Below are 21,732 nucleotides of genomic sequence, written 5' to 3' on the forward strand. Positions count from 1 at the left end.
CACCATACTTCATTCCCCTGACGCCAGCCTGAATACAGCTGGCGTTTTCGTTTATAAACCAAAAGGAAAACCGATAATGTCAGACATCACAATCTCCCGTCCGGAAGTGGCCAACGGGCATACGGACGTTATCTGCTCAACCTCAGTCAGCCACATTCTGACTGTACGAAAGAGTACGCTGCTGCAAATCGACACACTTATCCGGCAACTGGCTGAAATCTCAGCAATGACAGAAAGTATTGGCGGTAAAACCGCACTGGACTGGGCGATGAAACAGGATTTTCGCTGTGGCTGCTGGCTCATGGAGAAACCTGAAACGGCAATGAAAGCCATCACACACAATCTCGATCGTGAAATCTGGCGTGACTTGATGCAACGTTCCGGGATGCTTTCCTTAATGGATGCACAGGCCCGTGAGACATGGTACCGGTCACTGGAGTACGATAATTTTCCGGAAATCAGCGAAGCGAACATCCTGAGCACATTTGAACAACTGCACCAGAATAAGGATGAGGTGTTTGAGCGAGGGGTGATCAACGTCTTCAGAGGGCTGAACTGGAATTACAAAACCAACTCCCCCTGTAAATTTGGTAATAAAATTATCGTCAACAATCTGGTGAGATGGGACCGGTGGGGGTTTCATCTTATCACCGGGCAACAGGCCGATCGACTTGCCGATCTGGAAAGAATGCTGCACCTGTTCAGCGGCAAACCGATCCCCGACAACCGGGAAAACATCACCATTCATCTGGATGACCACATCCAGTCTGTTCAGGGTAAAGAGGACTATGAAGATGAGATGTTCAGCATCAGATACTTTAAGAAGGGCTCCGCGCATATCACGTTCAGAAAACCAGAACTGGTTGACAGACTGAATGACATCATTGCGAAGCATTATCCGGAGCAACTATCAGCCATCTGAATCAGATGGAGAAAAAGCTTACCTGACCCATTACCTGACCCAATTCAAAGGCAAAAGAAAAAGGGTTAGCTGATTTATTAGCTAACCCTTTGTTGTATATGGTAGCCCCTGTTGGGTTTGAACCAACGACCAAGCGATTATGAGTCGCCTGCTCTAACCACTGAGCTAAGGGGCCATGGTAGCGGATTATAAAGTAACTCCGTGCCGCGATCCAGCCATTAGCGTGCGGCTGCTGTTTTTATAAACAACGTGTTTTCAATTCGTTATACTTCCTGCGGGTTGTGTTGTTCAGGAGTTAATATGGTTGACGATATTCTTGCGCCAGGATTGCGTGTGGTGTTTTGTGGCATCAATCCGGGCCTTTCTTCCGCAGAGTCTGGCTTTCCGTTTGCCCATCCGGCAAATCGCTTCTGGAAGGTGATTTATCAGGCCGGATTTACCGACCGTCAGTTGAAGCCACAGGAAGCGCAGCATCTGCTGGATTATCGTTGCGGTGTTACCAAACTGGTAGATCGTCCAACGGTGCAAGCCAATGAAGTTTCAAAGCAGGAGTTGCACGCAGGCGGGCGCAAGCTGATTGAAAAAATTGAAGATTATCAGCCGCAAGCGTTGGCGATTCTGGGCAAACAAGCATATGAACAGGGATTCAGCCAGCGCGGTGCACAATGGGGGAAACAAACGCTCACCATTGGTTCGACGCAGATTTGGGTGTTGCCGAATCCCAGCGGTTTAAGCCGCGTTTCACTGGAGAAACTGGTTGAGGCGTATCGGGAACTGGATCAGGCGCTGGTCGTGCGTGGGCGATAAAAACGCCACCGAAAAGGTGGCGTTTGTGCAGAGGGATAAGTGCCGGATGCGGCGTAAACGCCTATCCGGCTTACCGATTAATCGTCCAGGAAGCTACGCAGTACTTCAGAACGGCTTGGGTGACGCAGTTTGCGCAGCGCCTTCGCTTCGATCTGACGGATACGTTCGCGGGTAACGTCGAACTGTTTACCCACTTCTTCCAGCGTGTGGTCGGTGTTCATATCGATACCGAAACGCATACGCAGAACTTTTGCTTCACGCGCGGTCAGGCCAGCCAGTACGTCGTGCGTTGCCGCACGCAGGCTCTCGGTGGTCGCAGAATCCAGCGGCAGTTCGAGGGTGGTATCCTCGATGAAATCCCCCAGATGCGAATCTTCATCATCACCGATCGGCGTTTCCATGGAGATTGGCTCTTTGGCGATCTTCAGCACTTTGCGGATTTTGTCTTCCGGCATCAGCATACGTTCAGCCAGTTCTTCCGGCGTTGGTTCACGACCCATTTCTTGCAGCATCTGGCGAGAAATACGGTTGAGCTTGTTGATAGTCTCAATCATATGCACCGGAATACGGATGGTGCGCGCCTGATCTGCGATAGAGCGGGTGATCGCCTGACGGATCCACCAGGTTGCGTAGGTGGAGAACTTGTAACCACGACGGTATTCGAATTTATCAACCGCTTTCATCAGACCGATGTTGCCTTCCTGAATCAGATCGAGGAACTGCAAGCCACGGTTGGTGTATTTCTTAGCGATAGAAATAACCAGACGTAAGTTCGCTTCAACCATCTCTTTCTTCGCACGGCGGGCTTTCGCTTCACCGATGGACATGCGACGGTTAATGTCTTTAACCTGCTCAATGGTCAGGCCGGTTTCTTCTTCAATCTGCTGCAGTTTCTGCAGGGCGCGATGCACTTCTTCAGAGACATCGTGCAGTTTTTCCGACCACGGCTTGTTCATCGCAATTGCCGCGTTGAACCAGGTATCGCTGGTTTCGTTGCCGGTAAACAGGGTGATGAAGTTTTTCTTCGGCATTTTGCACTGCTCAACGCAGAGCTTCATGATCAGACGCTCTTGTGTACGAACGCGATCCATCATGACGCGCATACTGTTGACCAGGTAGTCAAACTGCTTCGGCACCAGGCGGAACTGTTTGAATACTTCAGACAGTTTCAGGATCTCTTCCTGAGCGGCAGCGTGGCTGCGGCCTTTCGCTTTAATGGTGTCACGCGTTACAACGTACTGAGCGCGCAGTTCAGCAAATTTTTCGCGAGCCAGCTCCGGGTCGATGCTGTTGTCATCGTCGGCACTGTCGTCGTCGGCATCTTCTTCGTCTTCATCTTCGTCATCGTCCAGATCTTCCTGGGAAAGCTCAGAACCGACGTGAGTGGCGGTTGGTGCCAGATCTTCTTCTGCGTTCGGGTCAACAAAGCCAGTGATCAGATCTGACAGACGCGCTTCTTCTGCTTCAACACGATCATACTGTTCCAGCAGATAGGTGATCGCTTCCGGATATTCAGCAACGGAGCATTGAACCTGGTTGATCCCGTCTTCGATGCGTTTAGCGATGTCAATTTCGCCTTCGCGGGTCAACAGTTCAACGGTGCCCATTTCACGCATGTACATGCGTACCGGGTCAGTCGTGCGCCCGATTTCAGATTCCACGCTGGAAAGCACCTGCGCGGCGGCTTCGGCAGCATCTTCGTCTGCTGTGTTTTCAGCCAGCATCAGGTCATCGGCATCCGGCGCTTCTTCCATCACCTGAATGCCCATGTCATTGATCATTTGGATGATGTCTTCGATCTGATCGGAATCGACGATATCTTCCGGCAGATGGTCATTGACCTCGGCATAGGTCAGATAGCCTTGCTCCTTACCACGGGTGACAAGAAGTTTCAGCTGTGACTGCGGGTTTTGCTCCATAAGACGGTATCCACACTTATTTCATGAGGTTGGTGTTGGGCGATTGACCGGATATCATTCAGACGTTAATACTGAAATCCAACGGTTATTTACCGCCAACGATAATTACGAGGGCGTACTTATATCATTGCCGCTGCCTCTCAGTGCGGCTGTCGGGGGCTTCCCGATCGCTATTCGGCACTTAAGCCGTTAAATCACTTTTTCGCCAGTTCCTGGTTTAATGTCCAGAGTTCCAGGCGTTCTTCATTACTTAAACCATGGGTGCGCTCACGAGCGATTAACTCTTCCTGGCGCAGTTCAAGCAACGAATCAAACATATGGTTGAGTGAGTCGGTGAAGGTTTGCTCAGCAATATTCTTATCTGCTATATCGTCCCACATCGACAGTTTTTCAAGGGTGGCAGCATTATTTGTACCACGATAGTGCTCTAAAAGTTGCCCGGTGGTCAGACCTGGCTGAGAGAGACAAGTGTTGACCAGTTCTCTGAATAAGCCAAGTCCAGGAAGCTTATTTTGATCCAGATTCTCAAGCGGCGGGACTAACGTCGCTAATTCTGGATTTTGCACCAGCAACCCTATAAGTATACGCATGGTCGTGCGTTTTAGCTGCGGAACAGGACGAGAAACGCCGTTCTCTGCTGCTTTCGGCATTAATCGTTCAAGCTGGCTGTCATCAAGTATGCCTAACTTGTTGCCTAATTCCTGACGAAGATAGATGCGCAGCGTTTCTCCTGGCACCTGAGAAATCAGTGGCAGCGCCAGCGTACTTAAACGTGCGCGCCCGTCAGGGGTACTCAGGTCAACCTGCGGCATCAGGCTGTTAAACAGAAACGCGGAGAGCGGCATTGCCTGCTCCATTCGCGCTTCAAACGCCTCTTTACCCTCTTTGCGCACCAGTGTGTCTGGGTCTTCGCCATCGGGTAAAAACATAAAGCGTAACTGACGGCCGTCTGTCATATAAGGCAGCGCAGTTTCCAGCGCCCGCCAGGCGGCATCGCGACCTGCACGGTCGCCGTCATAACAGCAAATGACATTGTTGGTCGCGCGGAACAATAACTGAATGTGATCGGCAGTGGTTGACGTACCCAGCGATGCAACGGCGTAATTAATACCGTATTGCGCCAGAGCCACCACGTCCATATAGCCTTCGACCACCAACAGACGCTGGGGTTCAGCGTTATCCTGCTGCGCTTCATAAAGACCGTAAAGCTGGCGGCCTTTATGGAAAATATCAGTTTCCGGTGAGTTCAGGTATTTGGGGGTATCGTTGCCCAGCACGCGCCCGCCAAAACCAATCACCCGACCGCGTTTATCGCGAATGGGGAACATCACCCGTTCGCGGAAACGGTCGTAACTGCGACCCTGATCGTTAGTGACCAACATCCCCGCATCAATCAATGACTGGCGATTTTCTGGATTGCCGCCAAACCGTTTCAGGACGTTGTCCCAGCCGGGGGGCGCAAAACCAATCGCAAAGCGGGCGATGACCTCGTGGCTTAATCCGCGTTTTTCCAGATACTGGCGCGCAGATGTGGCAACAGGTTGTTGTAAAGATTGTTGGTAAAACGTATTCAGACCGTCCATCAACTGATAAAGCGTTTGCCGTTGATGGCGCTCTATCTGGCTGGGGCCGCTGCCTGCTTCAAATGGCACTTCAAGATTGTGCATTGCTGCCAACTCTTCGACCGTTTCGACGAACTCAAGCTTGTCGTAGTTCATCAGAAAGTCGATCGCGTTGCCGTGCGCGCCACATCCAAAGCAGTGGTAAAACTGTTTCTCACCGTTGACGGTGAATGACGGGGTTTTCTCGTTGTGGAATGGACAACACGCGTGAAAATTCTTGCCCTGCTTTTTCAGCTTCACACGGGCGTCGATCAGATCGACGATGTCAGTGCGTGCCAGCAGATCATTAATGAATACGCGTGGGATTCGTCCAGCCATAGGCCCCGATTTTTAGCAATTCATAAACGAAAATAAGCCGCGCATTCCTTTCGGAAGCACGGCCTTACAACTACAACTCGGTCTGATCGGAGAGCAACGCTCTCAGGGAATTAGTACAGACGAGTACGGCGTGCGTTTTCGCGAGCCAGTTTCTTCGCGTGACGTTTCACTGCAGAAGCTTTAGCGCGCTTACGTTCGGTAGTCGGTTTTTCATAGAACTCACGACGACGAACTTCCGCCAGAACACCTGCTTTTTCGCAGGAACGCTTGAAGCGACGCAGAGCTACGTCGAACGGCTCGTTTTCACGTACTTTAATTACCGGCATGTGCCTCTCACCTTTGATTAATTCGGTTTGCCGCTGGCATCAACGCCAGCTTATTTCAAAATGGTGCGGAATTTTACTGCAATTGCTGCTGCTTTGTAAAGCACCGCGACCTCTTTTGAAAGGGACTTTTATAAGGGTGAGGAGTATACACGAGGCTTTCTCCAGGGGCGAACAAAGTTTTACATCAACCCGCATTGGTCCTACACTGCGCGGTAATAAAGCGAGGTAAAACAAGTCATGCGTGTACTGGGTATTGAAACTTCCTGCGATGAAACCGGCATCGCCATTTACGACGATGAAAAAGGTTTGTTAGCCAACCAATTGTATAGTCAGGTGAAATTACACGCTGACTACGGCGGCGTGGTGCCTGAGCTGGCCTCCCGCGATCACGTGCGTAAAACCGTACCGTTGATCCAGGCGGCGCTGAAAGAGTCTGGTTTGACGGCAAAAGATATTGATGCCGTGGCCTATACCGCAGGCCCAGGATTAGTCGGCGCGCTGCTGGTTGGTGCGACCGTGGGACGTTCTCTGGCGTTTGCCTGGAACGTTCCGGCGATTCCTGTGCACCATATGGAAGGGCATCTGTTAGCACCGATGCTGGAAGATAACCCGCCGGAATTTCCGTTTGTCGCATTGCTGGTTTCCGGCGGTCATACGCAGTTAATCAGCGTTACCGGCATTGGTCAGTATGAGCTGCTCGGCGAGTCCATTGATGATGCCGCTGGTGAAGCGTTTGATAAAACCGCGAAGCTGCTGGGGCTGGATTATCCAGGCGGGCCGCTGCTGTCGAAAATGGCGGCTCAGGGTACTGCCGGGCGCTTTGTCTTCCCGCGTCCGATGACCGACCGTCCGGGGCTGGATTTCAGCTTTTCTGGTCTGAAAACCTTCGCCGCGAACACGATTCGTGATAACGGCACCGACGACCAGACGCGTGCTGATATCGCCCGCGCTTTTGAAGATGCGGTGGTCGATACGCTGATGATTAAGTGTAAGCGTGCGCTGGATCAGACGGGCTTTAAGCGACTGGTAATGGCAGGCGGCGTGAGTGCTAACCGCACGCTGCGGGCGAAACTGGCGGAAATGATGAAAAAGCGTCGCGGCGAAGTGTTCTACGCGCGTCCGGAATTTTGTACTGATAACGGCGCGATGATCGCCTATGCCGGAATGGTGCGGTTTAAAGCAGGCGCGACGGCGGATCTCGGCGTTAGCGTGCGTCCGCGCTGGCCGCTGGCGGAGTTACCGGCTGCGTAAAACTCTCGGGTGCCGGAGAGCAATTTCCGGCACCGTCCTCACTTAAAGCAACACCACGGGCATCCACAGTAAGCCGGTAATCACCAGCAACACGAGGAATATCAGCCCAAAAATCGCCCCCAGTCGCCAGTAATCCACCGTTGGCAGATAACCACTACCGTAGTAAATCGGACTGGGCCCGGTGGCGTATGGCGTAAGAATGCTCCCCAGACCAATCGCCGCGCCAACCATCAGGCAGAACACCGGCAGCGGGATTTCCGGCATCGCCAGCGCGGCGGCAATCATCATCGGCGCGAGAGCGGAGGTATACGCCGTGGCGCTGGCAAAAAAGTAGCGCAGCAGATAAAACACCACAATCAACGCCATCATCACCATCGTCGGCGAATAACCGCTTAAGCTGCCTGCTAACAGTTTGCCAAACCAGCTAATAAAACCGGTGTTGTTGAGTCCGGTGGCGAGGGTGATTAGCGAGGCCAGCCAGAAGAAAACGTTCCACGCTGCTTTATTACTGACAATATCGTCCCAGCTGATAATGCGCAGAAGCAGCATCAGTGCCACCACGCTGTAACCGACCATCGCAGCATCGATATAATCACCGCCGAAAATCCACAGAACCAGCGCGCCCACCATCAGCCCCAGCATCCGTTTTTCACGCGAACAGAGTGGCCCCATCGCTTGCAGCTCCGTCTCTGCCCAACGCGGCACCTGATCACCAGACTTCAGTACCGGTGGGTATAGCACGTAAGCCAGCCAGGGAACCAGCAGAACCAGTAAAATACTGAGCGGCAACATCCCGAGGAACCAGTCGCCCCAACTCAGCGTGGCGTGAGATGCGCTTTTCATCAGTCCAATTAGCAGCAAGTTAGGTGCCATCGCCGTCAGGAAAATGGCGCTGGTCACACAATCGGCAACAATCCCCATCCACATGATGTAGGAGCCAATGCTGCGCGAACTGCTGTCGTTCGGCTGTGATTGATAGAGCGGCGGCAGGTTACGGATGATGGGATAGATAATCCCCGCACCGCGCGCTGAGTTGGAAGGTGTTACAGGTGCAAGGACTAACTCGGAGAACATCACCGCATAGCCGAGAAACAGCGTGCGATGCCCCATCTTTTTCACCAGAATCAGCGCAATGCGACGTCCAAGTCCGGTTTTTTCATAGCCAGTGCCAAACATAAAGGCGGCGAAAATCAGCCAGATAACCGAATTAGAAAAACCGGAAACGGCCCACGAGAGGGATTTTGCAGTGAATTTAAAGCCTGGCTGAGCGAGCTGCTCCGGGCTGAACAGCAGCCAGGGAGAGAGTATGGCGATGATGGATATACCCACCATCGCCACCACGGCACCCGGCACGGGTTCGAGGATCAGTCCAACGATCACGCCAGTAAAAACAGCAAAGTAGAGCCATGTATGACTCTCCAGCCCTGCGGGAACCGGAAGTAGAGCAATAATGGCGATGACCGCCAGCGGTGCGAGATATCGCCACCATTCAGTGGAAGGTTTCATCGTGTTATGCCTGCGAAAAAGGAGAGGGGGCGAACCTCTCCGTGAGGGTTATTTGATGTAGTGGACGTGCTCGCAGATCTCTTCCACGATGGGATCGCGGCGTTCGGCGAACAGCTTTTTGTTTTCGGCTATCAGGTTGTTGCCGTGGGTATCAATAGAGACAATCAGCGGCCCAAACTCTTTAACCCGGCAGACCCACAACGACTCCGGCATTCCGAGTTCTGTCCAGTGCACCTCTTCAATCTCTTCCACCTGGGTTGCCGCCAGTACTGCGCAGCCTGCTGGGAAAATCACATGCAGCGCCTTGAATTTCTGGCAACCTTCTTCAGTCAGCGGCCCCATTCCGCCTTTGCCGACCACCAGTTTCACGCCGGTCTGTTCGATAAATTCACGTTCAAAACTTTCCATCCGCATACTGGTTGTTGGGCCGACGGATACCATCTCCCATTTGTCGCCATTTTTGCGCACGATGGGGCCAGCGTGGAAAATCGCTTTGCCGTTGAGATCGTAAGGGATCGGACGTTTCAGTTCGATCAGGCGGCGGTGACAAACGTCGCGGCAAGTCACCAGCGTACCGGTCAGGTAGATCACATCGCCGACGCGAATATCTTGCAGATCTTCAGCTTTGATCGGGGTTGTCAGGATCTTTTTCATAACGCGCTCCGGGTGTGAGAAAGGTTTTCAAAGGAGAGATCGGCATGAACCAGCAGCGTACCGCGACGATGCGCCCAGCAGCCGGTAGAGACAGCGACGCCGATGGTAGACGGATGGCGAGCGGCAGATTCGATATGCACGCCCATCACTGAACTGTTGCCAGTCAGCCCTTGTGGACCAATCCCCAGACGGTTGAGTCCTTCCTCCAGGCGTAGCTCCAGCTCTGCCGCTTTCGGATTGGGATGGCGGCTGCCAATCGGGCGCAAAATGGCTTTACGTGAGAGCACGGCGGCGGTTTCCACCGAGGTGGCGATGCCTACACCTACCAGTACCGGTGGACAGGCGTTTACGGCGAGGGTGGAGATATTTTCGAAGACGAATTTCACCACGCCTTCGTAGCCTTCCGATGGCATTAACACTTTTGAGCGGCCAGGTAGCGTGCAGCCGCCGCCAGCCATGTAAACTTCAATTTCCGCGTCGTCACCGTCGGGGACGATATCCCAGGTAACCCACGGTACGCCGCTACCGGTATTTTTGCCGGTGTTCACTTCGTCAAAAATTTCCACCGCGTTGTGGCGCAGTGGCGCTTTGACGGTCGCCTCTTCCACGGCTTGCTTAAGAATGCTTTGCAGTTCGCCAAGCAGCGGGAAACGGGAACCGACCTTAACAAAAAACATGATTTCGCCGGTGTCCTGACAGGCCGGGCGATTCAGGTCGATCGCTTTTTGCATGTTATCGAACATCGTGTGGTAGATGATTTTCCCCATCGACGACGTTTCGGCGTCCCGAAGCTGTTTTAGTTTATCCACTACGTCATCAGGCATTCGGGTAGAAATCATGGCGGTAAAGTTAGCGACAATATCCGTCAACTTATTCACTGCCTGTTGTTTATTACATTCGCTCATCATGGCAACTCCAGTTTTTCTATTTGTCTGGAAAAATTCACCACCACAAACTACCACTAAAAATGTGGTTTTATATTTCTTGCCGCCGTGAAAATGTAATTAACAGTTCGTGAATCAACACGAAAATAAGAATGAATATTGCGCCAGAGCAGGGAATGGAAATGTTTTGCGAAATACACTGAGCCAGTCAAAATTGCGGATAGTTAACGATGCTGAATAGTTGGCCTTTAGCCAAAGACTTGCAGGTATTGGTAGAAATCGTCCATAGCGGCAGTTTTAGTGCCGCAGCGGCGACGCTTGGGCAGACGCCCGCATTTGTCACCAAACGAATCCAAATCCTTGAAAACACGCTGGCAACGACGCTACTTAACCGCTCCGCTCGCGGCGTGGCACTGACTGAAAGTGGCCAACGTTGTTACGAACATGCGCTGGAAATCCTCACCCAATATCAGCGACTGGTCGATGACGTCACGCAAATCAAAACGCGCCCGGAGGGGATGATTCGTATTGGCTGTAGTTTTGGTTTTGGGCGCAGTTATATTGCACCAGCCATTACCGAACTGATGCGCAATTACCCTGAGTTACAGGTGCATTTTGAATTGTTCGATCGGCAAATTGATTTAGTGCAGGATAATATTGATCTGGATATTCGTATTAATGATGAAATCCCTGATTATTATATTGCGCATCTTTTGACAAAAAATAAAAGAATATTATGCGCAGCACCTGAGTATCTGCAAAAATATTCCCAGCCACAATCCTTACAGGAATTAAGTCGTCATGACTGTCTGGTGACCAAAGAGCGCGATATGACCCACGGAATATGGGAGTTGGGGAACGGTCAGGAGAAAAAATCGGTGAAGGTAAGCGGGCATCTTTCCTCCAACAGCGGTGAGATTGTGCTGCAATGGGCGCTGGAAGGTAAAGGGATTATGCTGCGTTCCGAATGGGATGTGCTGCCGTTTCTGGAGAGTGGTAAACTGGTGCGAGTATTGCCGGAATATGCACAAAGCGCCAATATCTGGGCTGTCTATCGGGAGCCACTCTATCGCAGTATGAAGTTGCGCGTCTGCGTAGAGTTTCTGGCGGCGTGGTGCCAGCAACGGCTGGGCAAGCCCGCCGAAGGCTATCAGGTTTTGTAAACCTGCCAGAAATCACTGCGGATCTTTTTCGCGCTTTCTTTTAAATTTCGTCCAGATTTTTGTCTCCTGGCGACGCCACAGACGCTGGATGTTGTCATGATGACGCAGCAAGATCAGGCAAGAGAGCATAGAAACCGGAAAGGTGAATTGTGGCTTAAACCACCAGACATAAAACGGAGCAATCAGTGCGCTGACAATCGCTCCCAGCGACGAATAACCGCTGAGTAAAATGGTTAACAGCCAGGTTCCCGCCATCACACCCGTTAAATCCCAGCCAATTGGTGCGATTGCGCCAAAAGCGGTGGCAACGCCTTTTCCCCCTTTAAAACCGAAGAAAACCGGCCAGATGTGTCCAAGACAGGCGGCGATGGCAATTAAGCCTAGCCAGAAGGGGCTGACACCTAATTCATACGCGCCCCAGACGGGTAACATTCCTTTCAGAACGTCGAAAATCAGCACTGCTACGGCTGCTCCTTTGCCACCGATACGTAACACATTGGTGGCGCCGGGATTGCCGGAGCCGCTGGTTCGCGGATCGGGCAGCCCACACAAGCGGCAAACCAGAATGGCACTGGAAATGGAGCCGCAGAGGTACGCGATGAGGATCATTCCAGGCGCGATTGCACTCATAAGCTGTTCCGTTTTGAAAATTCGTGTTCAACGATGAATCTGTGGATAATACGCACATTTCGCCGGAAGTGGTATCCGGTTAGCCAAAAAGCAGGCAGGACGTGATGGATATTGTATTTATAGAGCAACTTTCGGTAATCACCACTATTGGTGTTTACGACTGGGAACAGACCATCGAACAGAAGTTGGTGTTCGATATCGAAATGGCGTGGGATAACCGTAAAGCGGCGAAAAGCGATGATGTGGCGGATTGTCTCAGCTACGCTGACATTGCCGAAACGGTGGTCAGCCACGTCGAGGGCGCGCGTTTTGCACTGGTGGAACGCGTGGCGGAAGAGGTGGCGGAGCTGCTGTTGACTCGCTTTAACTCGCCGTGGGTGCGTATCAAACTCAGCAAGCCAGGCGCAGTGGCGCGTGCGGCGAATGTTGGCGTCATCATTGAGCGTGGCAATAATCTGAAAGAAAATAATTAATTTTACAGCTGTTAAACCAAACGGTTATAACCTGGTCATACTGCAGTAGTTCGGACAAGCGGTACATTTTTATAATTTAGGGGTTTATTGATGAGCGATATGCACTCGCTGCTGATAGCGGCAATATTGGGTGTGGTCGAAGGATTGACAGAATTTCTGCCGGTATCCAGCACGGGCCATATGATTATTGTCGGTCATTTGTTGGGATTTGAGGGCGACACGGCGAAAACCTTTGAAGTCGTGATCCAGTTAGGATCAATTCTGGCGGTAGTAGTGATGTTCTGGCGGCGTCTGTTTGGTCTGATTGGCATTCACTTTGGGCGTCCGTTGCAGCACGAAGGAGAAAGCAAAGGTCGGTTAACGCTGATCCACATTTTGCTGGGGATGATCCCGGCGGTGGTACTGGGGCTATTGTTCCACGATACGATTAAGTCGTTGTTTAACCCGATAAATGTGATGTATGCGCTGGTTGTTGGCGGTCTGTTGCTGATTGCCGCTGAATGCCTGAAGCCGAAAGAGCCGCGTGCGCCGGGTCTGGATGATATGACGTATCGTCAGGCGTTTATGATTGGCTGTTTCCAGTGTCTGGCGCTGTGGCCGGGTTTCTCCCGTTCCGGGGCGACCATTTCAGGTGGGATGCTGATGGGGGTGAGCCGTTACGCTGCTTCCGAGTTCTCGTTCCTGCTGGCGGTGCCTATGATGATGGGCGCAACGGCGCTCGATCTCTACAAAAGCTGGGGCTTCCTGACAACCGGCGATATCCCGATGTTTGCCGTTGGGTTTATCACCGCTTTTGTGGTGGCGCTGATAGCGATTAAAACCTTCCTGCAATTGATTAAGCGCATTTCGTTTATCCCGTTCGCCATTTATCGCTTTATTGTGGCGGCTGCGGTGTACGTTGTGTTCTTTTGATTGAGAAAAGGTTCGGGAGCAGGCCTGGTTTTCTCCCTCGCTCTGTAGGGAGAAGGCCGGGGTGAGGGTGATTGTTCGCACCGGTGCTGGTCTGTTCCCCTCACCCTAACCCTCTCCCCGAAGGGGCGAGGGGACGGTTCGTGCTAACGTTTAGTTTTATACTCATTCAGGCTTTGGGCAACGTTGTTCCTTCCAGCTGGCTACCGCCGCAATCCTCCGTCGGGTCAGCTCCTCGCGAATCTCCACACCTTTAAATCCCGCTTCAACGACGGCTTTTGTTGGTACTGACTGTGCCACTTCCCAGGCCTCGTGCAACCAGCGGCCTTGCGGGTAGTCCGCCGATTCAAAACCGGTTCTGCCGCGCACGTCAGCCTCGCTGGTCAGCGCCAGTTGCTCGACACGCTGCGGTTTACGCCAGGCGTCAATGGAATCAAATAATTTGACGATGGTTTTTGGGTTCAGCATTGGGAAGGTGTGGATGAGATCGTGAAACTCCGCCACCAGTTTAGCTAAGTCGCGGATTTCATTAGGCACGCGCAGACGCTGACACAGTTGCTCCACTAACTTCACGCCAGCCGGACCGTGACCGTGATGACGCGGCCAAAGCTCTGGGGGCGTCAGTCCTTTACCGAGATCGTGGCATAAAGTTGCGAAACGGACATCGATCTGCGGACTCAGCATCGCCGCCATTGAGAGCGTCATTAAGGTGTGAATACCGGTATCGATTTCCGGGTGCCATTTCGCCGGAGCGGGGACACCAAACAACGCGTCGATCTCCGGGAATAAAACGCGTAGTGCGCCGCAATCACGCAATACCTGGAAGAAAACTTGCGGATTGCGTGTGGTGAGGGCGCTTTCCGTCTCTTTCCATACCCGTTCAGGTGTCAGGTGTTCCAGTTCACCCGCGTGGGTCATCTCGCGCATCAGCGCCAGAGTTTCATCGGCAATACGAAAACCAAGGTGGGCATAACGCGCAGCAAAACGCGCCACGCGCAGTACGCGTAACGGATCTTCGCCAAAAGCGGGGGAAACATGGCGCAACAGACGATTTTGCAGATCGCCCAGACCGTTGTACGGGTCGATAATCTCGCCGTTATCGTCCTGGGCCAGCGCATTAATGGTCAGATCGCGACGCTTAAGATCATCTTCCAGCGTGACATCCGGTGCGGCATAGCAGGTAAAACCGGTGTAACCGGAACCGGATTTCCGTTCGGTACGTGCCAGCGCATACTCTTCATGCGTTTGCGGATGCAGAAAAACAGGAAAATCGCGGCCTACCTGCTGGTAGCCCGCGTCGAGTATCTCCTGTGGCGTACTGCCGACCACCACCCAATCTCTGTCTTTGACCGGTAGCCCTAACAATGCATCCCGAACAGCACCACCGACCAGATAAATCTTCACGCCATCATCCCTTCGTCAAATACACAATTCCTAATAATAAGACAGTGCAACGAAGAAGGCGATTTAGTTCATCCAGCGATCTTTACGTTTGCGCGTTGGGATCAGGTGCGGCAGTACCAGACCGAGCAGCAAGCCAAGTCCCAGCACGCCGCCACCATACATAAACCACTGCATGATGATGGTGCGCTGTTTGTCATCCAGCTGAACGCTGGCGGCATCGACTTTTTTCTGCGCGACAATCAGTTCGTTTTTCAGCTTCTGATTTTCTTCTTTTAACCCGTTGATCACACTGTCGCTCTGCGCCACTTTTTGCTGCATTTCTGCGGTGCGCTGATTCCAGGTGTTATCGATATTGGTGAGCTTATCGGTCAAAGTTCTGACCTGATTTTCCAGATCTGGCACGCGGGAGCGCAGGCTTGGCTCAGTACTCAGTTGTTTCAACGGGATCCAGGCGGTACGGCCGGAGCTGTCTTTCACCTGGGCATAATTGGTGTTGGCGTCAGTTTGTAATAATGTCACTTCTTCACCGGCGTTCACGGTGCCCACGAGGCGATAATGATCTCCCGGACCACTGCGAACCCAGGTATTCAGTTCGTCAGAAACATAGCGTTTTTCTTCCGCGTGAGAGACGGCAGTGGCGCTAAGCGCGAGTAAAGTTAGTGCGATCAGGCGTAATTTTGGCATCAGGCTGTCGTTATTGTCATGGAAAGTGGAACGATAGTAGTGGCATCAGTGTTGCTGCGCAAAGCATTCGGTATCAATCAGAATCCTCTGTGTCAGCTTTTGCCACTGTCTCAAACTTTTACGCCCGTCAAAATGCTCGTTGCATGGCAATTTGGCGCAAAATACTATCTACTGACAAAAAAGATCGCATTTAGTTCGCCGTTCATCGTCACTTATGTGACATAACCGATAAGTAAAGGCCATGGCTCAGGAAATCGAATTAAAGTTTATTGTTAATCACAGTGCCGTTGAGGCGTTGCGTGACCATCTCAATACGCTGGGCGGCGAGCATCATGATCCCGTGCAGTTACTGAACATTTACTACGAAACGCCGGATAACTGGCTGCGTGGGCACGACATGGGGCTGCGTATTCGTGGCGAAAACGGTCGCTATGAGATGACCATGAAAGTTGCCGGACGGGTAACGGGCGGATTGCACCAGCGCCCGGAATATAACGTGGCGTTGAGTGAACCGACGCTCGATCTGGCGCAGTTACCGACGGAAGTCTGGCCAAACGGTGAGTTACCTGCCGATCTCGCGTCCTGCGTGCAGCCGCTGTTCAGCACCGATTTTTATCGCGAAAAATGGCTGGTGGAGGTCGATGGCAGCCAGATTGAAATCGCTCTCGATCAGGGCGAGGTGAAAGCCGGTGAATTTGCTGAACCTATCTGTGAGCTGGAACTGGAGCTGCTTAGCGGTGAAACGCGCGCGGTGCTGAAACTGGCGAACCAACTGGTATCGCAAACCGGATTACGCCAGGGCAGCCTGAGTAAAGCAGCGCGTGGCTATCATCTGGCGCAGGGCAATCCCACGCGTGAAATCAAACCCACCACCATTCTGCATGTTGCGGCAAAAGCCGATGTGGAACAGGGGCTGGAAGCGGCGCTGGAGCTGGCGTTAGCGCAATGGCAATATCATGAAGAGCTGTGGGTGCGCGGCAACGATGCGGCGAAAGAGCAGGTGCTGGCAGCCATCGGTCTTGTTCGCCATACGCTGATGCTGTTCGGTGGTATTGTGCCAAGAAAAGCGAGCACTCACTTACGTGACCTGCTGACCCAATGCGAAGCGACGATTGCGTCTGCGGTTTCTGCCGTGACGGCGGTCTACTCTACCGAAACGGCGATGGCGAAACTGGCGTTGACCGAATGGCTGGTAAGCAAAGCCTGGCAGCCGTTTTTAGATGCCAAAGCGCAGAGTAAAATGAGCGATTCCTTCAAACGCTTTGCCGATATCCATCTTTCCCGCCATGCCGCTGAACTGAAATGCGTTTTCTGCCAGCCGTTGGGCGATCGCTACCGTGACCAGTTGCCACGCCTGACACGAGATATTGACTCAATACTGTTGCTGGCGGGTTACTACAATCCTGTCGTCGCGCAAGCCTGGCTGGAGAACTGGCAGGGGCTGCATCACGCTATTGCGACCGGGCAACGCATCGAAATTGAACATTTCCGTAATGAGGCAAACAATCAGGAACCGTTCTGGTTGCACAGCGGAAAACGTTAATCAGGCAAGGATAAAATCGCTTATGAAGCCGCTCTCTTCACCGTTACAGCAGTACTGGCAGACCGTTGTTGAGCGGCTGCCAGCGCCTTTAGCCGAGGAATCACTTAGCACACAGGCGAAGTCAGTACTTACTTTTAGTGATTTTGTGCAGGACAGCGTAATTGCGCATCCAGAGTGGCTAACGGAACTGGAAAGCCAGCCGCCGCAGGCCGACGAATGGCAGCATTACGCTGCATGGTTGCAGAAGGCGCTCAGTGATGTAAGCGATGAAGTCAGTTTAATGCGCGAGCTGCGGCTATTCCGGCGGCGCATTATGGTGCGCATCGCCTGGGCGCAAACTCTGGCGCTGGTGACTGAAGAGAGCATTTTGCAGCAGCTCAGCCATCTGGCGGAGACGCTGATTGTCACGGCGCGTGACTGGCTATATGAAGCCTGCTGCCGCGAGTGGGGAACGCCGTGCAATACGCAGGGCGAAGCGCAACCGCTGCTGATTTTAGGCATGGGTAAGCTGGGCGGTGGGGAACTGAATTTCTCCTCAGATATCGATCTGATTTTTGCCTGGCCGGAACATGGCTGTACGCAGGGCGGACGCCGCGAACTGGATAACGCTCAGTTCTTTACCCGCATGGGCCAGCGGCTGATTAAAGTGTTGGATCAACCGACGCAAGATGGCTTTGTCTATCGCGTGGATATGCGTCTGCGTCCGTTTGGCGAAAGCGGCCCGCTGGTGTTGAGTTTTGCGGCGCTGGAAGATTATTACCAGGAGCAGGGGCGCGACTGGGAGCGTTATGCGATGGTCAAGGCGCGGATTATGGGCGATAGCGATGGCGTCTATGCTAACGAATTGCGTGCGATGCTGCGTCCGTTTGTTTTCCGCCGTTACATCGATTTCAGCGTCATCCAGTCGCTGCGCAACATGAAAGGGATGATTGCCCGTGAAGTGCGTCGACGCGGTTTGACCGACAACATCAAACTTGGCGCGGGCGGTATTCGCGAAATTGAATTTATCGTCCAGGTGTTCCAGCTCATTCGCGGCGGACGTGAACCGTCGCTGCAATCGCGCTCTTTACTGCCGACACTCAGCGCGATTGCCGCACTGCATCTGCTTTCTGAAAATGATGCCGAACAATTGCGAGTGGCATATCTGTTCCTGCGGCGTCTGGAAAACCTACTGCAAAGCATTAACGACGAACAAACCCAGACGCTTCCCGCTGATGAGCTTAACCGTGCGCGGCTGGCGTGGGCGATGGACTTTGCTGACTGGCCGCAACTGACCGGGGCGCTGACCGCACATATGACCAATGTGCGCCGGGTGTTTAATGAATTGATTGGCGACGACGAAAGTGAAACTCAGGAAGAGTCGCTGTCGGAACAGTGGCGTGAGCTGTGGCAGGATGCGTTGCAGGAAGATGACACCACGCCAGTGCTGGCGCATCTTAGCGAGGATGATCGCAAACAGGTGCTAACGCTGATTGCCGATTTCCGCAAAGAGCTGGATAAGCGCACCATCGGGCCGCGAGGACGTCAGGTGCTCGACCATCTGATGCCACATTTGCTAAGTGATGTCTGTGCGCGTGAAGACGCTGCTGTCACGCTGTCGCGTATTACCGCCTTGTTGGTGGGGATTGTTACTCGCACCACTTATCTTGAGTTGCTTAGTGAATTTCCGGCGGCACTTAAGCATTTGATTTCTCTGTGTGCCGCATCGCCGATGATTGCCAGCCAACTGGCGCGTTATCCATTATTACTGGATGAACTGCTCGATCCAAATACCCTCTACCAACCGACGGCGACCGATGCCTACCGCGATGAGTTGCGCCAGTATTTGCTGCGCGTGCCGGAAGATGACGAAGAGCAACAGCTTGAGGCGCTGCGTCAGTTCAAACAGGCGCAGCTGTTACGCATCGCCGCAGCGGATATCGCCGGTACGCTACCGGTGATGAAAGTGAGCGATCACTTAACCTGGCTGGCGGAAGCCATGATAGGTGCTGTCGTTCAGCAGGCGTGGGTTCAAATGGTCGCCCGCTACGGTAAACCGAATCACCTGAACGAACGCGAAGGTCGTGGTTTTGCGGTGGTCGGCTACGGTAAGCTGGGTGGCTGGGAGTTAGGTTACAGTTCCGATCTTGACCTTATCTTCCTCCATGATTGCCCGATGGATGTGATGACCGACGGCGAGCGGGAAATCGACGGGCGGCAATTTTATCTGCGTCTGGCGCAACGCATTATGCATCTGTTCAGTACGCGTACTTCTTCCGGCATTTTGTACGAAGTGGATGCGCGGCTGCGTCCGTCCGGGGCGGCGGGAATGCTCGTGACATCCGCTGAAGCGTTTGCCGATTATCAGAAAAGCGAGGCCTGGACGTGGGAACATCAGGCACTGGTTCGTGCGCGTGTGGTATATGGCGATCCACAGCTCACTGCGCACTTTGACGCGGTGCGTCGGGAAATTATGATGCTGCCGCGTGAAAGTAAAACTCTGCAAACGGAAGTACGGGAAATGCGTGAGAAAATGCGCGCTCATCTCGGCAATAAACATCGCGATCGCTTTGATATCAAAGCCGATGAAGGCGGAATTACCGATATCGAATTTATTACTCAATATCTGGTGTTGCGCTACGCTCATGAAAAACCGAAGTTAACGCGTTGGTCAGACAACGTGCGCATTCTGGAACTGCTGGCGCAAAACGACATTATGGAAGAGCAGGAAGCGATGGCGCTGACCCGTGCTTACACGACGCTGCGCGATGAACTTCATCATCTGGCGTTACAGGAATTACCGGGTCATGTGCCGGATGAGTGCTTCACCGCAGAGCGTGAACTGGTGCGGGCAAGCTGGCAGAAGTGGCTGGTGGAGGAATGAAGTGTGATATTATCGCGCGCAAATTTTGAATCTCTCAGGAGACAGGAATGAAAGTAACGCTGCCAGAGTTTGAACGTGCAGGAGTGATGGTGGTTGGTGATGTGATGCTGGATCGTTACTGGTACGGTCCCACCAGCCGTATCTCGCCGGAAGCGCCGGTGCCCGTGGTTAAAGTTAATACCATTGAAGAACGTCCGGGCGGCGCAGCCAACGTGGCGATGAACATCGCTTCTCTTGGTGCTAACGCTCGCCTGGTCGGGTTGACCGGTATTGATGATGCGGCGCGTGCGCTGAGTAAATCACTGGCGGACGTCAACGTAAAATGCGACTTCGTTTCTGTGCCAACGCATCCGACCATCACCAAACTGCGGGTGCTTTCCCGTAACCAACAGTTGATCCGCCTGGATTTCGAAGAAGGTTTCGAAGGTGTTGATCCGCAGCCGCTGCATGAGCGGATTAATCAGGCGCTAAGTTCGATTGGCGCGCTGGTGCTTTCTGACTACGCCAAAGGTGCGCTGGCAAGCGTGCAGCAGATGATCCAACTGGCGCGTAAGGCGGGCGTTCCGGTGCTGATTGATCCAAAAGGCACCGATTTTGAACGTTACCGTGGCGCTACGCTGCTGACGCCAAATCTCTCAGAATTTGAAGCCGTTGTCGGTAAATGTAAGACCGAAGAAGAGATTGTTGAACGTGGCATGAAACTGATTGCCGATTACGAACTTTCTGCGCTGCTGGTGACCCGTTCAGAGCAGGGTATGTCGCTGCTGCAACCGGGTAAAGCGCCGCTGCATATGCCAACCCAGGCGCAGGAAGTGTATGACGTTACCGGTGCGGGTGACACGGTAATTGGCGTACTGGCGGCAACGCTGGCGGCGGGTAATTCGCTGGAAGAAGCTTGCTTCTTTGCCAATGCGGCGGCGGGCGTAGTGGTCGGCAAACTGGGGACATCCACGGTTTCTCCCATTGAGCTGGAAAACGCGGTGCGTGGACGTGCGGACACCGGCTTTGGCGTGATGACCGAAGAGGAACTGAAGCTGGCTGTAGCGGCGGCGCGTAAACGCGGCGAAAAAGTGGTGATGACCAACGGTGTCTTCGACATCCTACATGCCGGGCATGTCTCCTATCTGGCAAACGCCCGCAAACTGGGTGACCGCCTGATTGTCGCAGTGAACAGCGATGCTTCCACCAAACGACTGAAAGGGGATTCTCGTCCGGTTAACCCGCTCGAACAGCGTATGATTGTGCTGGGCGCACTGGAAGCTGTCGACTGGGTGGTGTCGTTTGAAGAAGACACGCCGCAGCGCCTGATCGCCGGCATCTTGCCAGATCTGCTGGTGAAAGGCGGCGACTATAAACCGGAAGAGATCGCCGGGAGTGAAGAAGTCTGGGCCAACGGCGGTGAAGTGCTGGTGCTCAACTTTGAAGACGGTTGCTCGACGACCAATATCATCAAGAAGATCCAACAGGATAAAAAAGGCTAACCGGAAAGCGGTTCACAGATCTCGTTTCGTACCTGGCAGGCCTATTGACGCTGTTGTTTTTTCAACCTAAAGTAAAGGAACAAGGGTAAGGGAGGATTTCTCCCTCCTCTGATGAGTTGTTAGTAAGTCGGGAAACTTAACAGTAACAACACAACCAGTATGATGACGAACTTCATCATAACCCTTTCCTTCTGTAAGGCTCCTTCCTCGGGAGGGGCTTTCCCGTTTCAGCCCCTTACTGACTCCCCGATTGTTGATGAGCGGCAGACCCCGCGCAATGCTTTTTCTGATGCAGTTTTACCTTCCCCGAGTCGACTCGCAAAACGCTGTAACAAGCTGATCATTTGCACTTTTTAGCGGAACGCAGATATAA

At 52.9% G+C, this 21,732-nt stretch carries 19 protein-coding genes and 1 tRNA gene; 9 read left to right on the forward strand and 11 right to left on the reverse strand.

Annotated features, from left to right (window positions below):
- The first annotated feature begins 76 nt into the window (after nt 1-76).
- The gene (locus tag FC814_RS12410) at nt 77-922 is read left to right on the forward strand and encodes a DUF4942 domain-containing protein (RefSeq protein WP_044325567.1); all 846 of its coding nucleotides are present in this window, start codon (nt 77-79) and stop codon (nt 920-922) included.
- Nucleotides 923-1,021: 99 nt separating this feature from the next.
- Here the strand turns inward: FC814_RS12410 and FC814_RS12415 are convergent.
- A tRNA-Ile gene (locus FC814_RS12415) sits at nt 1,022-1,097 on the reverse strand.
- A gap of 125 nt (nt 1,098-1,222) precedes the next feature.
- On the opposite strand from FC814_RS12415, the gene mug reads away from it, so the two are divergent.
- Nucleotides 1,223-1,729: a G/U mismatch-specific DNA glycosylase gene (mug, locus tag FC814_RS12420; protein WP_000227303.1), complete on the forward strand. Its 507-nt coding sequence runs from the start codon at nt 1,223-1,225 to the stop codon at nt 1,727-1,729.
- Nucleotides 1,730-1,806: 77 nt separating this feature from the next.
- Here mug and rpoD read toward each other — a convergent pair whose 3' ends face one another.
- From rpoD to rpsU, 3 genes are all read right to left on the reverse strand, one after another.
- Nucleotides 1,807-3,648 (reverse strand): RNA polymerase sigma factor RpoD, encoded by a 1,842-nt coding sequence (rpoD, locus tag FC814_RS12425; protein WP_000437367.1) that lies wholly within the window; start codon nt 3,646-3,648, stop codon nt 1,807-1,809.
- A 194-nt stretch (nt 3,649-3,842) separates the two neighbouring features.
- On the reverse strand, nt 3,843-5,588 hold the full coding sequence (gene dnaG, locus FC814_RS12430) for a DNA primase (protein WP_000918843.1): 1,746 nt from the start codon (nt 5,586-5,588) through the stop codon (nt 3,843-3,845).
- A gap of 110 nt (nt 5,589-5,698) precedes the next feature.
- Nucleotides 5,699-5,914: a 30S ribosomal protein S21 gene (gene rpsU / locus FC814_RS12435; protein ID WP_001144069.1), complete on the reverse strand. Its 216-nt coding sequence runs from the start codon at nt 5,912-5,914 to the stop codon at nt 5,699-5,701.
- 237 nt (nt 5,915-6,151) lie between these two features.
- On the opposite strand from rpsU, the gene tsaD reads away from it, so the two are divergent.
- Nucleotides 6,152-7,165: a tRNA (adenosine(37)-N6)-threonylcarbamoyltransferase complex transferase subunit TsaD gene (tsaD, locus tag FC814_RS12440; protein ID WP_001264365.1), complete on the forward strand. Its 1,014-nt coding sequence runs from the start codon at nt 6,152-6,154 to the stop codon at nt 7,163-7,165.
- Nucleotides 7,166-7,207: 42 nt separating this feature from the next.
- Here tsaD and ttdT read toward each other — a convergent pair whose 3' ends face one another.
- The 3 genes from ttdT to ttdA are packed head-to-tail and all read right to left on the reverse strand — an operon-like array spanning nt 7,208 to nt 10,233.
- Nucleotides 7,208-8,671, reverse strand: a complete 1,464-nt coding sequence (gene ttdT, locus FC814_RS12445) for an L-tartrate/succinate antiporter (protein WP_105290049.1) — start codon at nt 8,669-8,671, stop codon at nt 7,208-7,210.
- 48 nt (nt 8,672-8,719) lie between these two features.
- Entirely contained in the window at nt 8,720-9,325 is a 606-nt protein-coding gene (ttdB, locus tag FC814_RS12450) for a L(+)-tartrate dehydratase subunit beta (RefSeq protein ID WP_000722957.1), read from the reverse strand.
- Nucleotides 9,322-10,233 (reverse strand): L(+)-tartrate dehydratase subunit alpha, encoded by a 912-nt coding sequence (gene ttdA, locus FC814_RS12455; protein WP_000986723.1) that lies wholly within the window; start codon nt 10,231-10,233, stop codon nt 9,322-9,324. Before ttdA ends, ttdB begins: the two co-directional genes overlap by 4 nt.
- A gap of 206 nt (nt 10,234-10,439) precedes the next feature.
- Between ttdA and ttdR the strand changes: the two genes are divergently transcribed.
- On the forward strand, nt 10,440-11,372 hold the full coding sequence (gene ttdR / locus FC814_RS12460; RefSeq protein WP_000935221.1) for an L-tartrate utilization transcriptional activator TtdR: 933 nt from the start codon (nt 10,440-10,442) through the stop codon (nt 11,370-11,372).
- A 12-nt stretch (nt 11,373-11,384) separates the two neighbouring features.
- Here ttdR and plsY read toward each other — a convergent pair whose 3' ends face one another.
- Complete coding sequence (gene plsY / locus FC814_RS12465) at nt 11,385-12,002, reverse strand: glycerol-3-phosphate 1-O-acyltransferase PlsY (protein ID WP_001272794.1); 618 nt, start codon at nt 12,000-12,002, stop codon at nt 11,385-11,387.
- 104 nt (nt 12,003-12,106) lie between these two features.
- Between plsY and folB the strand changes: the two genes are divergently transcribed.
- Nucleotides 12,107-12,475 carry a bifunctional dihydroneopterin aldolase/7,8-dihydroneopterin epimerase gene (gene folB / locus FC814_RS12470; RefSeq protein WP_010347879.1) on the forward strand — a complete coding sequence of 123 codons (369 nt, stop codon included), beginning with the start codon at nt 12,107-12,109 and terminating at the stop codon, nt 12,473-12,475.
- A 90-nt stretch (nt 12,476-12,565) separates the two neighbouring features.
- On the forward strand, nt 12,566-13,387 hold the full coding sequence (bacA, locus tag FC814_RS12475; RefSeq protein WP_001305111.1) for an undecaprenyl-diphosphate phosphatase: 822 nt from the start codon (nt 12,566-12,568) through the stop codon (nt 13,385-13,387).
- Between the two features lie 162 nt (nt 13,388-13,549).
- On the opposite strand, the gene cca is transcribed toward bacA, so the two are convergent.
- A complete protein-coding gene (gene cca / locus FC814_RS12480) occupies nt 13,550-14,788 on the reverse strand; it encodes a fused tRNA nucleotidyltransferase/2',3'-cyclic phosphodiesterase/2' nucleotidase/phosphatase Cca (RefSeq protein ID WP_137326008.1) in 1,239 nt (412 codons plus the stop codon).
- Nucleotides 14,789-14,851: 63 nt separating this feature from the next.
- Nucleotides 14,852-15,472 carry a TIGR04211 family SH3 domain-containing protein gene (locus FC814_RS12485; RefSeq protein WP_001125317.1) on the reverse strand — a complete coding sequence of 207 codons (621 nt, stop codon included), beginning with the start codon at nt 15,470-15,472 and terminating at the stop codon, nt 14,852-14,854.
- Nucleotides 15,473-15,713: 241 nt separating this feature from the next.
- Between FC814_RS12485 and ygiF the strand changes: the two genes are divergently transcribed.
- The 3 genes from ygiF to hldE are packed head-to-tail and all read left to right on the forward strand — an operon-like array spanning nt 15,714 to nt 21,359.
- Complete coding sequence (gene ygiF, locus FC814_RS12490) at nt 15,714-17,015, forward strand: inorganic triphosphatase (protein WP_137326009.1); 1,302 nt, start codon at nt 15,714-15,716, stop codon at nt 17,013-17,015.
- Nucleotides 17,016-17,037: 22 nt separating this feature from the next.
- Nucleotides 17,038-19,878: a bifunctional [glutamate--ammonia ligase]-adenylyl-L-tyrosine phosphorylase/[glutamate--ammonia-ligase] adenylyltransferase gene (glnE, locus tag FC814_RS12495; RefSeq protein WP_137326010.1), complete on the forward strand. Its 2,841-nt coding sequence runs from the start codon at nt 17,038-17,040 to the stop codon at nt 19,876-19,878.
- A gap of 47 nt (nt 19,879-19,925) precedes the next feature.
- Complete coding sequence (gene hldE, locus FC814_RS12500) at nt 19,926-21,359, forward strand: bifunctional D-glycero-beta-D-manno-heptose-7-phosphate kinase/D-glycero-beta-D-manno-heptose 1-phosphate adenylyltransferase HldE (protein WP_000869176.1); 1,434 nt, start codon at nt 19,926-19,928, stop codon at nt 21,357-21,359.
- A 119-nt stretch (nt 21,360-21,478) separates the two neighbouring features.
- On the opposite strand, the gene ibsE is transcribed toward hldE, so the two are convergent.
- The gene (gene ibsE, locus FC814_RS12505) at nt 21,479-21,538 is read right to left on the reverse strand and encodes a type I toxin-antitoxin system Ibs family toxin (RefSeq protein WP_001387082.1); all 60 of its coding nucleotides are present in this window, start codon (nt 21,536-21,538) and stop codon (nt 21,479-21,481) included.
- Between the last annotated feature and the right edge of the window lie 194 nt (nt 21,539-21,732).

This window comes from Escherichia sp. MR (assembly GCF_005280595.1).
Classification (GTDB): domain Bacteria; phylum Pseudomonadota; class Gammaproteobacteria; order Enterobacterales; family Enterobacteriaceae; genus Escherichia; species Escherichia ruysiae.

Excerpts from the sequence above, each read along its gene's own strand:
- FC814_RS12410 (WP_044325567.1), top strand. The coding sequence starts at position 77 with ATGTCAGACATCACAATCTCCCGTCCGGAAGTGGCCAACGGGCATACG.
- mug (WP_000227303.1), top strand. The coding sequence starts at position 1,223 with ATGGTTGACGATATTCTTGCGCCAGGATTGCGTGTGGTGTTTTGTGGC.
- rpoD (WP_000437367.1), bottom strand. The coding sequence starts at position 3,648 with ATGGAGCAAAACCCGCAGTCACAGCTGAAACTTCTTGTCACCCGTGGT.
- dnaG (WP_000918843.1), bottom strand. The coding sequence starts at position 5,588 with ATGGCTGGACGAATCCCACGCGTATTCATTAATGATCTGCTGGCACGC.
- rpsU (WP_001144069.1), bottom strand. The coding sequence starts at position 5,914 with ATGCCGGTAATTAAAGTACGTGAAAACGAGCCGTTCGACGTAGCTCTG.
- tsaD (WP_001264365.1), top strand. The coding sequence starts at position 6,152 with ATGCGTGTACTGGGTATTGAAACTTCCTGCGATGAAACCGGCATCGCC.
- ttdT (WP_105290049.1), bottom strand. The coding sequence starts at position 8,671 with ATGAAACCTTCCACTGAATGGTGGCGATATCTCGCACCGCTGGCGGTC.
- ttdB (WP_000722957.1), bottom strand. The coding sequence starts at position 9,325 with ATGAAAAAGATCCTGACAACCCCGATCAAAGCTGAAGATCTGCAAGAT.
- ttdA (WP_000986723.1), bottom strand. The coding sequence starts at position 10,233 with ATGATGAGCGAATGTAATAAACAACAGGCAGTGAATAAGTTGACGGAT.
- ttdR (WP_000935221.1), top strand. The coding sequence starts at position 10,440 with ATGCTGAATAGTTGGCCTTTAGCCAAAGACTTGCAGGTATTGGTAGAA.
- plsY (WP_001272794.1), bottom strand. The coding sequence starts at position 12,002 with ATGAGTGCAATCGCGCCTGGAATGATCCTCATCGCGTACCTCTGCGGC.
- folB (WP_010347879.1), top strand. The coding sequence starts at position 12,107 with ATGGATATTGTATTTATAGAGCAACTTTCGGTAATCACCACTATTGGT.
- bacA (WP_001305111.1), top strand. The coding sequence starts at position 12,566 with ATGAGCGATATGCACTCGCTGCTGATAGCGGCAATATTGGGTGTGGTC.
- FC814_RS12485 (WP_001125317.1), bottom strand. The coding sequence starts at position 15,472 with ATGCCAAAATTACGCCTGATCGCACTAACTTTACTCGCGCTTAGCGCC.
- ygiF (WP_137326009.1), top strand. The coding sequence starts at position 15,714 with ATGGCTCAGGAAATCGAATTAAAGTTTATTGTTAATCACAGTGCCGTT.
- glnE (WP_137326010.1), top strand. The coding sequence starts at position 17,038 with ATGAAGCCGCTCTCTTCACCGTTACAGCAGTACTGGCAGACCGTTGTT.
- hldE (WP_000869176.1), top strand. The coding sequence starts at position 19,926 with ATGAAAGTAACGCTGCCAGAGTTTGAACGTGCAGGAGTGATGGTGGTT.